Origin of the sequence: Kitasatospora sp. NPDC004615 (assembly GCF_042873545.1) — a bacterium.
Classification (GTDB): domain Bacteria; phylum Actinomycetota; class Actinomycetes; order Streptomycetales; family Streptomycetaceae; genus Kitasatospora.
In genome coordinates this window covers 503,858-515,512 of sequence record NZ_JBIALQ010000007.1, presented here as the reverse complement: position 1 = coordinate 515,512, position 11,655 = coordinate 503,858, and the positions used below count along the sequence as shown (strand labels likewise).

The window sequence follows — 11,655 nt, the reverse complement described above, 5'->3', positions numbered from 1 at the left end:
TTCCTTCGGTCTGCCTTCCAGCAGGCCCTCCGGGCGCTTCGTTCTTTCGTGTTCTCAGCTTATCAGATGTTTTCCGCTCCGTTTTCCGGAGTTTCATTCGATCCGATTTTCGATTCCCGCTGAAGTGGGAATTCCTTCGACTTCGCTACAGACCTTATCAAAGGTTCTGCGTTGCTCTGCTTCGGGGTTTTTCGCCGGAACCGGTCCTGCACCCTCTCGGGCGCCCACCTTGTTCCTGCGATGTCGTAGACCCTACGCCCGGGCGGGCTGTAAGTCCAATCGCGCCCAACCGTTCAAACCTACTGACACGAAAAGATCAAGTCAATGATCCCTCGGGGTGATCAACAGGCTACCAGGTTTAAAACCGCGCCCCTGACCAGGCACGCCGTGGCTCAGGCGGCCATCGGCTGGTGGTCGGTGCGGTCGGCGGCCTCGACGTCGCCGAGCTCGCCGGCGGCGGCGGCGCGCTTGCCGAGGACGAGGGCGTAGACGAGGAAGAGGGCTTCGACGGTGAGGCCCATGCCGACCCGGAGCCAGGTGGGGAGGGCGGAGCCGCTGACAAAGCCTTCGATGATTCCGGTGACCAGGAGGACGGCGGTGAGGCCGATGACGGAGCCGATGACGGCGCGGCCTTCCTCGGCGAGGGCCACGGTGCGGGTGCGGGGGCCGGGGTCGATGACGGTCCAGCCGAGGCGGAGGCTGAGGCCGGCGGCGACGAAGACGGCGGTGAGTTCGAGCAGGCCGTGCGGGATGAGCAGGCCGAGGAAGAGCGGGAGGCGGCCGGCGGAGGCCATCAGTCCGAGGCCGGCGGCGAGGTTGATCATGTTGGTGAGCAGGATGAGGATGACCGGGATGCCGAGCACGACCGCGCAGATCAGGCAGTAGGCGGTGACCCAGGCGTTGTTGGTCCACACCTTGGCGGCGAAGTTCGCCGAGGGGTGGTCGGTGTAGTAGGCCTCGTACTCGCCGCCGGGCTTGGTGAGCTCGTTCAGCTGGTCCGGCGGGATCAGGGAGTTGCGGACCTCGGGGCTGGTGCCGATCCACCAGGCGAGCAGGGCGCTGAGCAGGAAGAAGACCAGGCCGATGGTCAGCCACCAGCGGCGGGAGCGGTACAGCGCGGCGGGGAAGCTGACGGTGAAGTAGCGGGCCGCGTCGCGCCAGGAGGAGCTGCGGGCGCCGGCGACGGCGTTGCGGCCGCGGACGACGAGTGTGGTGAGACGGCCCTCCAGGCCGGGGTGCGGGGCGGCGGCCTGGACCTGGGCGAGGTGGCTGGTGGCGCGCTGGTACAGGGTGATCAGCTCGTCGGACTCCTCGCCGGTGAGTCGGCGGCGGCCGCTGAGTATCTCCAGCCGGTGCCATTCCGCCTGGTGGGCGGCGACGAAGACGTCCAGGTCCATTGCGGCTCTCTCCGGGTGCGCGGCGGGGCAGGACGGCGGGCACTGGTTGGTGTGCGGCCGGGGCGGTGCGGGGCTCAGCATGCCAGAGGCGGCGCGTGGCGCGTCGGGGGATATCGGATGCGGCTCCCGGGGTTACCGGGCGGGGGTGGGCAGCCGTATGTTTGCCGCTGTTGATCGAGGGGGGCGGGTCGCGCGACGTGGGTCGTCCGGCGCGCCCGGGAGCGGAACAGGTGGGTGGCGTGAGCGAGCTGGTGACCGGTGAGGCGGTCGTCCTGGGGCTGCGGGCGGCGAGGTTGCCGTCACGGGCCCTGGCCCGGCTGCTGGACGCAGTGGTCTACATGATGGGGTACTTCCTCTGCGGGATCGCGATGCTCTTCGGGCTGTCCGCGATGGAGGGGGCGGCGGGGGACGCCTTCGTGATCGCGCTGATGGTGTTCTTCACGGTGCTGCTGCCGGTGATGGTGGAGACGCTGTCACGCGGACGGTCGGTGGGGAAGGCGGCGCTGGGGCTGCGGGTGGTGCGGACGGACGGTGGTCCGATCCGCTTCCGGCACGCGCTGGTGCGCGGGCTGGTGGGGGTCATCGACTTCGGTCTGATGGCGATGCCGGCCGTGGTGGTGTCGCTGTTCTCGGAGCAGGGGCGCCGGCTGGGCGACATCTTCGCGGGGACGCTGGTGATCCGGGAGCGGTTGCCGCAGAGCGCCAGCGGCCACGGGATGGTGCCGCCGGTGCCGCCGCAGGTGATGCACATGCTGGGGGCCGATCTGGTGGCGCTGGACCTGTCCGGCGTGCCGGACAGCCTGTGGCTTTCGATCCGCCAACTGCTCAGCCGGATGCGTGAGTTGGACCAGCCGGTGGCGACCGGCCTGGCGGACCGGCTGGCCGCCGATCTGGCCGGACGGATCGGCTGGTCGGTACCGCAGGGCCTGCCGCCGATGGCGTACCTGGGCGCGGTGACGATGGAACGCCAGCGCCGCGAGTGGGAGAAGGCGGCCCCGGCGGCGTACGGCGCACCGATGTACGGGGCGCCGGTGCCCATGCCGGTTCCGACGGCCATGCCGGTGCCGGCGCAGGCCGGTCCGGCCCCGGTGGGACCGCCGCAGCAGCCGAACGGGAAGCCGGTGCGGATGCTCGGCGTCCCGCAGCAGGCGCAGCCAGCGGCCTCCGCCGCTCCCCCGGTCCCCACCGAACAGCCCGTCCCCCTCGCGAAGGCCGCAGCACCTGCGGCGCCCCCGCTGCCCTCCCAGCCGCCCGCCGGCGAAGGCGGCGGGTTCGCGCCGCCGGCGTGAACGGAGCGGTCAGCGGCGGGGGTTGGGCGGGCTGTCGAGTTCTTCGAGGTCGATGCCGGGGGCGGCGAGCAGCACGTCCCCGGTGAGGTGGACGTCGCGGAGTTCGCCGGTTTCGAGGTCGGTGACCCGGTAGTGCTCGACGGGGAGCGGTCCGGTGTCGGTGGGGTGGTCCTCGACGGTGAGCAGCTGCCAGCTCTGGTCGAGGGTGCGGGGGGCGAGGGCCTGACCGGTGAAGGAGACCAGGCGGATCCGGGCGCTGCTGCCGGGGTCGAGGTCGAGCAGCCGTGCGGTGGCGATCAGGAACGCCGGCGAGTCGCCGGTGAAGGCGTGGGCCCGGTCCTCGCCCTCGACGGCGTCGGAGGTGGCGGGGTCGGCGGCGGCCCGGACCCAGTGCACGCCGTCGAGTGCGCCGCCGCGCACCTGCCAGCCGCCGCTGCGGAGTTCGACGCGGATCGGGCGGTGGCGGGCGTCCAGGGTGAGGTCGGTGGTGCCGAGGACGGTGCCGTCGGGACGGTAGCTCTTGGCGACGTAGCGCCAGCCGGCCGGGCCGGGGGCGCACTGGAAGCGTTCCTCGCCGAGCGGGGTTCCGTCGTGCGGGTCGTGGAGGGTGTAGCGGCCGTTCGGCATGGGGGGAAGCCTACGTAATCCGGCGTGCAACCTTTGCGGGGGCGGGCCGCATCAGGGGGTCGGCGGCGCGGTTGTGCCGTCGGTCCACTGGGAGGAGGGGCTCCGGAGATGGCGGAGCTGGCGCGGGACGAGGAGTTCACCGCGTTCGTGACCTCCAGGGCGGTCTGGTTGCGGAGTGTCGCGTATCTGCTGTGCGCGGACTGGCATCGTGCGGACGACCTGGTGCAGGAGTCGATCACCAAGCTGTATCTGCACTGGGGGCGGGTGAGCCGGGCGGAGAATCCGGACGGCTATGCCCGGACGGTGCTGGTGAACGCGTTCCTGGCGGAGCAGCGCACCGCGTGGTGGCGGCGGACCAGGCCGGCGGCGCGGCCGCCGGAGGGGCCGGCGCCGGTGGAGGCGGATCTGGCGGTGTCGCTGGACCTGCGGGAGGCGTTGGCAGCGTTGCCGCCGCGCCAGCGGGCCACCGTGGTGCTCCGCTACTACTGCGATCTGACGGTCGAGCAGACGGCGGAGGAGCTGGGGTGTTCGAGCGGCAATGTGAAGAGCCAGAGTTCGCGGGCGTTGCGGGCGCTGCGGCGTTCGGTGCGGCTTCGTCCGGCGGGGAGGTCGGAGGCATGACCGGGGACGGGGAAGAGCTGTCCGTGCGGATGGCGCGCTTCGTGGCCGCGGAGGAGGTGTCGGCCCCGCCGTCGCGGGTGGATCCGGCGCTGGCGGTGCGGCGGGGCCGGGCGGTGCTGCGGCGGCGGTCCTGGTCGGTGGTGGCGGCGGCTGCCGCTGCGGCGGTGCTGGCGGCGGGGTCGTTCACGCTGCTGGGTGGGAACGGGGACGGGTGGGATCCGTCCGCCCGGCCGACGGATCGGGGTGCCGGGTGGCCGGCGCCGGTGCCCGGCCACACGGTGTTGACGGTGCCGGCCCGGTTCGGCTGGCTGCCGGCCGAGGTGACGGAGGTGGAGTTCCGGTCGAGCTCGGCCGGGGTGGAGGTGGTGGCCACGGGCGCCGGGCCGCACTTCACGCTGACCGCGTTCCCGGTGGGGGTGACCCCGCTGGTGGACCCGCTGCTGGGCCCGGGCGACGGGGTGCGGGTGGACGCGCCGCCGGTGAACGGGCAGGAGGCGTACTGGATGACGTCGAGCGACCCGGGGTTCGCAAGGACGCTGAACCTGTTGCGGTTCCGCGGCCCGGACGGGCGCTGGTTCCAGCTGGACAGCACGGGTCTGGCGGAGGCGGACCGGCAGCAGCTGGCACTGCGGGTCGCGACGGGGGTGGTGATGGGGAAGTACACGCCGCCGATGCCGGTCGCGTTCTCCTCGCTGCCGGCGGAGGCGGTGGTGACCCAGGCGTCGCTGCGGCGCACGGTGGGCGGTTCGGACCTGTGGACGGCCCAGGTGGGCCTGCTGGAGCGGGGCGGCCACGCCGTCACGGTGTCGGCGGTGCCGGAGGGCCCCGGGGAGGCCAGGCTGCCGCTGCGGGACACCGGGCTCTGCACGTCCGGCAAGGGCATGCGCTGGTGCGTGGACGAGTTGCATCCGGCGTCGGACGAGCAGAGCAAGCTGCAGGTCTGGCTGACCCGGGTGGTGCCGCGCGGCGCGGACGACCGCGAGTGGTCGGTGGACGTGCTGCCCTAGGCCTGCGAACGCGCCGGTGCCCGGCACCCCCGCGGTGGGGGTGCCGGGCACCGGCGTGACGGCGGGACGTCAGTAGCGGTACTGCTCCGCCTTGTAGGGGCCCTCGACCGGGACGCCGATGTAGTCGGCCTGCTCCTGGGTGAGGGTGGTGAGCTTGACGCCGAGGGCGTCGAGGTGGAGGCGGGCGACCTTCTCGTCCAGGTGCTTCGGCAGGACGTAGACGCCGACCGGGTACTGCTCGGTCTTGGCGAACAGCTCGATCTGCGCGATGGTCTGGTTCGCGAAGGAGTTGGACATCACGAAGGACGGGTGACCGGTCGCGTTGCCGAGGTTCAGCAGGCGGCCCTCGGAGAGGACGATGATGGTCTTGCCGTCCTCCTTGCGCCACTCGTGCACCTGCGGCTTGATCTCGGTCTTCACCACGCCGGGGAGCTTGGCGAGGCCGGCCATGTCGATCTCGTTGTCGAAGTGGCCGATGTTGCCGACGATGGCCTGGTGCTTCATCCGGGCCATGTGCGAGGCCATGATGATGTCCTTGTTGCCGGTCGTGGTGACGAAGATGTCGGCGATCTCGACGACGTCCTCGAGCGTGGCGACCTGGTAGCCGTCCATCGCGGCCTGCAGGGCGCAGATCGGGTCGATCTCGGTGACGATGACGCGCGCGCCCTGGCCGCGGAGCGACTCGGCGCAGCCCTTGCCGACGTCGCCGTAGCCGCAGACGACCGCGACCTTGCCGCCGATCAGCACGTCGGTGGCGCGGTTGATGCCGTCGATGAGCGAGTGGCGGCAGCCGTACTTGTTGTCGAACTTCGACTTGGTGACCGAGTCGTTGACGTTGATGGCCGGGAACAGCAGCTTGCCGTCGCGGTGCATCTCGTACAGGCGGTGGACGCCGGTGGTGGTCTCCTCGGTGACGCCCTTGATGGTGGCGGCGACCTCGGTCCACTTCTGCGGGGTCTCGACCAGGGTGCGGTTGAGCAGCTCCAGGATGATCCGGAACTCGTCGTTGTCCGCGGTGTCGGGCGACGGCGCGGCGCCGGCCTTCTCGAACTCGACGCCCTTGTGGATCAGCAGGGTGGCGTCACCGCCGTCGTCCAGGATCATGTTCGGGGTCTGGCCGTTCGGCCAGGTCAGCGCCTGCTCGGTGCACCACCAGTACTCCTCCAGGGTCTCGCCCTTCCAGGCGAAGACCGGGACGCCCTGCGGGTCCTCGGGGGTGCCGTTCGGGCCGACCGCGATGGCGGCGGCGGCGTGGTCCTGGGTGGAGAAGATGTTGCAGGAGCACCAGCGGACCTCGGCGCCCAGGGCGGTGAGGGTCTCGATCAGCACGGCGGTCTGCACGGTCATGTGCAGCGAGCCGGTGATCCGGGCGCCGGCCAGCGGCTGGGACTCGGCGTACTCGGCGCGGATCGACATCAGGCCGGGCATCTCGTGCTCGGCGAGCTGGATCTCCTTGCGACCGAACGAAGCCAGGGAGAGATCGGCGACCTTGTAGTCGCCGGTGGGCTGGGTGGACATGCGAACTCCTCGCTGGATGAGCTGGATGGGCCTGGTTACGGGTGTGCTGAGCGGCAGAGGGGCGCGGTGGCATCCCTCTGCTGCGGCACAATCCGTCGGAGGACCTCTCTCCTTCGACCGGAGCGGAGCTCCGCTCGACCGCCATCAGCAGCGACGTTTGGCACTCCGACGAATCTACACCGATTGGACGCGGCTCAGTGGGCGTTCGGGCCGGGACCACCCGGCGTCGCCTCGGCGTCCGGTCCGGCCAGCGCCTTCTCCTCGGACCAGATGTCGGGCTCCAGGTAGATGGCGCGGGCGATCGGCACCGCCTTGCGGACCCGGACCTCGGCCCGGTCGATGGCCTCGGCGACCACGGCGGCGCTGTCCTCCGCATTGACGGCGATCTTCGCGGCGACCAGCAGTTCCTCGGGGCCGACGTGCAGCGTGCGCATGTGGATCACGCCGGTGACGGTGTCGTGGTCGACCAGCGCCTCGCGGATCTGCGCCGCCACCTCGGCCTCGGCGGACTCGCCGATCAGCAGCGACTTGGTCTCCAGCGCCAGCACCAGCGCGATGGCCACCAGCAGCAGGCCGATGCACAGGGTGCCGATGCCGTCCCACACCGCGTCCCCGGTGATGACGGTCAGGCCGACGCCGAGCAGCGCCAGCAGCAGGCCGACCAGCGCGCCGCTGTCCTCCAGCAGCACCACGGGCAGCTCGGGGGCCTTGGCGCGGCGGATGTAGGACGCCCAGCCGTGCTTGCCCTTGGCCTTGGACGCCTCGCGGAACGCGGTGAGGAAGGACCAGCCCTCCAGCAGGATGGCGAACACCAGCACGCCGACCGGCCAGTACCAGTTCTCCAGCTCGTGCGGGTGGGCGATCTTCTCGTAGCCCTCGTAGATGGCGAACATGCCGCCGAGGCTGAACAGCACGATGGAGACCAGGAACCCGTAGACGTACCGCTCGCGGCCGTACCCGAAGGGGTGTTCCTCGGTGGCGGCCCGCTTGGAGCGCTTGCCGCCGACCAGCAGCAGCACCTGGTTGCCGGAGTCGGCCAGCGAGTGCACGCCCTCGGCGAGCATCGAGGAGGAGCCGGAGAATGCGAACGCCACGAACTTGCTGACCGCGATTCCGATGTTCGCGGACAGTGCCGCGACCAGTGCCTTGGTCCCGCCTTCGGTACTCAACCCGGTACTTCCCTCCGCAAGGGCCCGAACTTTGCCGGGCCTTGGTTGACGAAGGGACGATACCGTGTCAGTTCCGGGTGGCCAGGCCCAGGTACACGGCCGCGAAATCGGTCAGGCCGATCAGCTCGGCCAGTGCCTGCAGCGGGTCCTCCAGGCTGGAGGTGTGCTCGGTGATCCGCACCTCGTGGGCGGCCGCCAGTCGGCGGGCGCGGGCCACCGGCCAGGTCGGCTCCTCGAGTTCGGCGACGCCCGGGGTGTGGCGGAGCATCAGCACCTGGAGCTGGAGCGGCACCGGCTCGTCGACCCGGTCGCGGAAGAAGTCGTCGGGGTCCGCGCCGGCTCCGAGGCGGCCGTTGAACATGCCGCGGTGCGCGGTCAGCGCCTGCGGGAGGCGGGCGGTCAGCGCGGGCAGGCCGGCCCGGTCGGCGAGGGCGGCGGCGAACCGCTCCCCCGCGGCGGCGGCCGGGGCCCCGTCGGACCACAGCAGCGGGACGGTCTCGGCGAGTTGACCGGCCAGCGTCTTGGCCGGGTTGTCGTACGCCTGGGCGTCGGGGCGGCAGCGCACCGCCACCTCGTCCAGGCGGTCGGCGGCGGCCTCCAGCGAGCCGGGGACGAGCGGGGCGACGCCGATCCGGTCGGCGAGGGTGAGCAGCGGGGCGAGCACCGCCCACAGCGCGGCCGGGTCCTCGGCGGGCAGGTCGGGTTCGGCGTCGGCGCCGTCGGGTTCCACCGCGCTCGGTTCGAACGGCAGCGGCAGGCCGCGCACCTGGAGGGCCGCCTCGGCGAGCTCCGAGCCGTCGGGGGCGATCACCGCGATCGCGCAGCCGCGGGTGTACGCCTGCTCGGCGAGGTTGATCATGCCGCCTTCGCGGCCGCCGGCGCTGGCCAGCACCACCAGATCCAACGGGCCTGCCCAGCCGGGCAGTTGCCAGGACTCGCCGTCGGTGAAGGCGGGCCCGGCGGGGCGGGCATCGGCGGGCGGCAGCGGCCAGACCTGGCAGCTGGGCACCGCCAGCGCGGCCAGCACCGCGGCGGCGGTCAGCACCCCGCCGTGCCCGGCGACCAGCACCGCGCGCGGGCGGCCCTCGGGGTTCAGCCCGTTCACGCCGGCCGCGTCGGCGCGGCGCAGCGCGACCCGGATCCGGGCGCCCGCCCCGGCCAGGGACAGCAGTTCACGTCGGCGGTCGGCACGCTGCAGGGCGGCCGGGTTGTCCAGCAGGGAGTCGTCGAACATGGCGGCTGGCCTCCAGCGACTGGCGGGGCAGGGTCAGGACGGGCGGCGGGCCTCGTCCACCAGCAGGACCGGGATGCCGTCGCGGACCGGGTACACCAGGCCGCAGGCCTCACCGGTGCAGCGCAGCTCGTGGGTCTCGCCCTCGGTCTCCTCGGCGAGCGGCGCGCGGCACTCCGGGCAGACCAGGATCTCCAGCAGGAAGGACGGCAGGCTCATGGTGGTCGGGCTCCGGATCTGTGGGTGTCGCGGTACGGATGGCCGGTGACACAGCAGTACCCCGGCCGGTGGCAACCCTACCGGCCGGGGCACCCGAAAAGTCAGCGGCTGGCTGACCGTGCGGTCAGGCCCGCACGATGGCCAGCACGCCGTCCCGCAGCTCTTCCATCTTCGCCGGGTCCTTGGCCTCGGCGTTCAGGCGCAGCAGCGGCTCGGTGTTGGAGGCGCGCAGGTTGAACCACCAGTCCGGGCCGGCCACGGTGAGGCCGTCCAGCTCGTCGACGGTGACGCCGTCCTGGCCGGCGTAGGCGGCGCGGACCTGCTCGGTGGCGGCGGCCTGGTCGGCGACGGTGGAGTTGATCTCGCCGGAAGCCGCGTACCGGTTGTACCGCGCGGTCAGCGCGGACAGCGGCGCCTGCTGCCCGCCGAGGGCGGCCAGCACGTGCAGCGCGGCCAGCATGCCGGTGTCGGCGCGCCAGAAGTCGCGGAAGTAGTAGTGCGCGGAGTGCTCGCCACCGAACACCGCGTCGGTGACGGCCATCTCCTGCTTGATGAAGGAGTGGCCGACCCGGGTGCGGACCGGGACGCCGCCGAGGTCGCGGACCACCTCGGGGACGGTCCAGGAGGTGATCAGGTTGTGGATGATCGTCGGGTTGGCCTCGCCGGCGGCCTGGGCGCGGGCGATCTCGCGCTCGGCGACCAGGGCGGTGATCGCGGACGGGGAGACCGGGTCGCCGTTCTCGTCGATCACGAAGCAGCGGTCGGCGTCGCCGTCGAAGGCCAGGCCGATGTCGGCGCCGACCTCGCGGACCTTGGCCTGCAGGTCGACCAGGTTGGCCGGGTCCAGCGGGTTGGCCTCGTGGTTGGGGAAGGTGCCGTCCAGCTCGAAGTACATCGGGACGACGTCCAGCGGCAGGCCGTCGAACACGGTGGGCACGGTGTGGCCGCCCATGCCGTTGCCGGCGTCGACGGCGACCTTCAGCGGGCGGATCGCGGTCAGGTCGACCAGCTTGAGCAGGTGCGCGGCGTAGCCGTCCAGGGTCTCCTTGGCGGACAGCGTGCCGGTGACGGCGTCGGAGGCCGGGACGTGGACCTTGCCGTCCTCGTCGAGCCAGGACTCGACCAGTTCGCGGATGTCGGCCAGGCCGGTGTCCTGGCCGACCGGGGCGGCGCCGGCCCGGCACAGCTTGATGCCGTTGTACTGGGCGGGGTTGTGCGAGGCGGTGAACATCGCGCCGGGCAGGTCCAGGCTGCCGCTGGCGTAGTACAGCTGGTCGGTCGAGCACAGGCCGATCTCGACCACGTCGGCGCCGCGCGAGGCAGCGCCCTCGGCGAACGCGCGGGACAGCGACGGCGAGGACGGGCGCATGTCGTGGCCGACCACGACGGCGTTGCCGCCGATCACCTCGACGAAGGCCGCACCGAACGCGTACGCCAGCGACTCGTCCCACTGGTCCGGCACGACGCCCCGGACGTCGTACGCCTTCACAAGCTGCTTGAGGTCCCGCACCAGAATGCTCCCGTGTGTGTGCTGCGATGTGCTGCGCGCATACCGGACGCGCCGTCCGAGCCGCAGATGGGCAGCGTACCCGGCTCCGGGGAACCTCAGGTGTCAGGCCGGTGCGGGGCCGGTCAGTTGTCCGGGGAACGCAGCACCCGCAGGTGGCCCCGGCGGCCGGACTCGCCGTCCGGCGGCGGGCTCTGACGGGACGTCCGCTCCTGCGGGCGGGCGGCCTCGCGCACCGCGTTGGCCAGCGCTTCCAGGTCGTCGCTGCTGCGCCGCAGCGGGCTGGTCTCGGCGGCCAGCCTCACGACCTCCCAGCCGCGCGGGGCGGTCAGGCGCTCGGCATGTTCGGCGCACAGGTCGTAGCAGTGGGGTTCGGCGTACGTCGCGAGCGGGCCGAGCACCGCGGTGGAGTCCGCGTAGACGTACGTCAGCGTCGCCACGGCCGGACGGCCGCACGCGGTCCGCGAACAACGACGTACAGAGCTCACGAGGGTGGACGGTACCGCAAGTGGGACCGGGCCGCGAAGACCCGCCCCCGGCTCGCGTGTCCCGGTGCCGTCACGCGCCGTGCTCGAGTGGTCCACTTCCGGGCATCCAGGGACTACCCTCGACACTGCTATGGACAGCTCAACACCCCCGTCCCCGCCCGGTTCCGGTCGCCGCAGGCACCGCGACCGGCACGGCCGTGGCCTGCGCGGGCCACTGGCCCCGCCGCAGGTGCCCATTTCGCTGACCCGCTCCGAGCTCTTCGACGACTACGTCCGGGAGTCGATGGAGCGCCTGCTGCGGCGCTGGCCGCAGTTGGAGGACGTGGAGTTCGCCGTCCTGGAGGTGCCGCTGCCCGTCAAGGGCGAGCCGGAGCCGGACATGGTGCCGCTCGGCCGGGTGATTCCCGGGCGGGCGGGACGGCGCAGCCGGATCCTGGTCTACCGGCGGCCGGTGGAGATCCGCGCCAAGTCGAAGGAGGACCGGGCCGCGCTGGTCCACGAGATCCTGATCGAGCAGGTCGCGGAGCTGCTGGGCCTGTCGCCGGACGCGATCGACCCGCGGTACGGCGAGGAGTAGCCGGC

General features: G+C 72.1%; 12 protein-coding genes. 4 read left to right on the top strand and 8 right to left on the bottom strand.

What is annotated here, in order from left to right:
- Nucleotides 1-392: 392 nt before the first annotated feature.
- On the bottom strand, nt 393-1,397 hold the full coding sequence (locus tag ACFYS8_RS26140) for a stage II sporulation protein M (protein WP_387644956.1): 1,005 nt from the start codon (nt 1,395-1,397) through the stop codon (nt 393-395).
- A gap of 239 nt (nt 1,398-1,636) precedes the next feature.
- On the opposite strand from ACFYS8_RS26140, the gene ACFYS8_RS26135 reads away from it, so the two are divergent.
- Nucleotides 1,637-2,686, top strand: a complete 1,050-nt coding sequence (locus ACFYS8_RS26135) for an RDD family protein (protein WP_387644954.1) — start codon at nt 1,637-1,639, stop codon at nt 2,684-2,686.
- A gap of 9 nt (nt 2,687-2,695) precedes the next feature.
- On the opposite strand, the gene ACFYS8_RS26130 is transcribed toward ACFYS8_RS26135, so the two are convergent.
- Nucleotides 2,696-3,313, bottom strand: coding sequence for a hypothetical protein (locus tag ACFYS8_RS26130; protein ID WP_387644952.1), 618 nt, complete (start codon nt 3,311-3,313; stop codon nt 2,696-2,698).
- A gap of 108 nt (nt 3,314-3,421) precedes the next feature.
- Between ACFYS8_RS26130 and ACFYS8_RS26125 the strand changes: the two genes are divergently transcribed.
- Together ACFYS8_RS26125 and ACFYS8_RS26120 are read left to right on the top strand one after the other, a co-directional pair.
- A complete protein-coding gene (locus ACFYS8_RS26125) occupies nt 3,422-3,934 on the top strand; it encodes a SigE family RNA polymerase sigma factor (RefSeq protein ID WP_387644950.1) in 513 nt (170 codons plus the stop codon).
- Complete coding sequence (locus ACFYS8_RS26120) at nt 3,931-4,941, top strand: hypothetical protein (protein ID WP_387644947.1); 1,011 nt, start codon at nt 3,931-3,933, stop codon at nt 4,939-4,941. The genes ACFYS8_RS26125 and ACFYS8_RS26120 overlap by 4 nt, the downstream gene beginning before the upstream one ends.
- A gap of 69 nt (nt 4,942-5,010) precedes the next feature.
- Here the strand turns inward: ACFYS8_RS26120 and ahcY are convergent, their stop codons facing one another.
- The 6 genes from ahcY to ACFYS8_RS26090 all read right to left on the bottom strand — a co-directional run bounded on the left by ahcY (nt 5,011) and on the right by ACFYS8_RS26090 (nt 11,073).
- Nucleotides 5,011-6,459 carry an adenosylhomocysteinase gene (ahcY, locus tag ACFYS8_RS26115; RefSeq protein WP_387644945.1) on the bottom strand — a complete coding sequence of 483 codons (1,449 nt, stop codon included), beginning with the start codon at nt 6,457-6,459 and terminating at the stop codon, nt 5,011-5,013.
- A gap of 194 nt (nt 6,460-6,653) precedes the next feature.
- On the bottom strand, nt 6,654-7,628 hold the full coding sequence (locus ACFYS8_RS26110) for a cation diffusion facilitator family transporter (RefSeq protein ID WP_387644943.1): 975 nt from the start codon (nt 7,626-7,628) through the stop codon (nt 6,654-6,656).
- A gap of 67 nt (nt 7,629-7,695) precedes the next feature.
- Nucleotides 7,696-8,862, bottom strand: coding sequence for an SIS domain-containing protein (locus ACFYS8_RS26105; protein WP_387644940.1), 1,167 nt, complete (start codon nt 8,860-8,862; stop codon nt 7,696-7,698).
- 33 nt (nt 8,863-8,895) lie between these two features.
- Nucleotides 8,896-9,078 carry a Trm112 family protein gene (locus ACFYS8_RS26100; RefSeq protein ID WP_100590227.1) on the bottom strand — a complete coding sequence of 61 codons (183 nt, stop codon included), beginning with the start codon at nt 9,076-9,078 and terminating at the stop codon, nt 8,896-8,898.
- 124 nt (nt 9,079-9,202) lie between these two features.
- Complete coding sequence (locus ACFYS8_RS26095; RefSeq protein ID WP_387645026.1) at nt 9,203-10,591, bottom strand: phosphomannomutase/phosphoglucomutase; 1,389 nt, start codon at nt 10,589-10,591, stop codon at nt 9,203-9,205.
- Nucleotides 10,592-10,710: 119 nt separating this feature from the next.
- Entirely contained in the window at nt 10,711-11,073 is a 363-nt protein-coding gene (locus ACFYS8_RS26090) for a DUF3499 domain-containing protein (protein ID WP_387644937.1), read from the bottom strand.
- A gap of 130 nt (nt 11,074-11,203) precedes the next feature.
- Between ACFYS8_RS26090 and ACFYS8_RS26085 the strand changes: the two genes are divergently transcribed.
- The gene (locus ACFYS8_RS26085) at nt 11,204-11,650 is read left to right on the top strand and encodes a metallopeptidase family protein (protein ID WP_387644934.1); all 447 of its coding nucleotides are present in this window, start codon (nt 11,204-11,206) and stop codon (nt 11,648-11,650) included.
- Nucleotides 11,651-11,655 lie beyond the last annotated feature (5 nt).

What these genes read in the sequence shown, in the direction of transcription:
- ACFYS8_RS26140 (WP_387644956.1), bottom strand. Translation starts at nt 1,397, where the DNA reads ATGGACCTGGACGTCTTCGTCGCCGCCCACCAGGCGGAATGGCACCGG.
- ACFYS8_RS26130 (WP_387644952.1), bottom strand. Translation starts at nt 3,313, where the DNA reads ATGCCGAACGGCCGCTACACCCTCCACGACCCGCACGACGGAACCCCG.
- ACFYS8_RS26125 (WP_387644950.1), top strand. Translation starts at nt 3,422, where the DNA reads ATGGCGGAGCTGGCGCGGGACGAGGAGTTCACCGCGTTCGTGACCTCC.
- ACFYS8_RS26120 (WP_387644947.1), top strand. Translation starts at nt 3,931, where the DNA reads ATGACCGGGGACGGGGAAGAGCTGTCCGTGCGGATGGCGCGCTTCGTG.
- ahcY (WP_387644945.1), bottom strand. Translation starts at nt 6,459, where the DNA reads ATGTCCACCCAGCCCACCGGCGACTACAAGGTCGCCGATCTCTCCCTG.
- ACFYS8_RS26105 (WP_387644940.1), bottom strand. Translation starts at nt 8,862, where the DNA reads ATGTTCGACGACTCCCTGCTGGACAACCCGGCCGCCCTGCAGCGTGCC.
- ACFYS8_RS26100 (WP_100590227.1), bottom strand. Translation starts at nt 9,078, where the DNA reads ATGAGCCTGCCGTCCTTCCTGCTGGAGATCCTGGTCTGCCCGGAGTGC.
- ACFYS8_RS26085 (WP_387644934.1), top strand. Translation starts at nt 11,204, where the DNA reads ATGGACAGCTCAACACCCCCGTCCCCGCCCGGTTCCGGTCGCCGCAGG.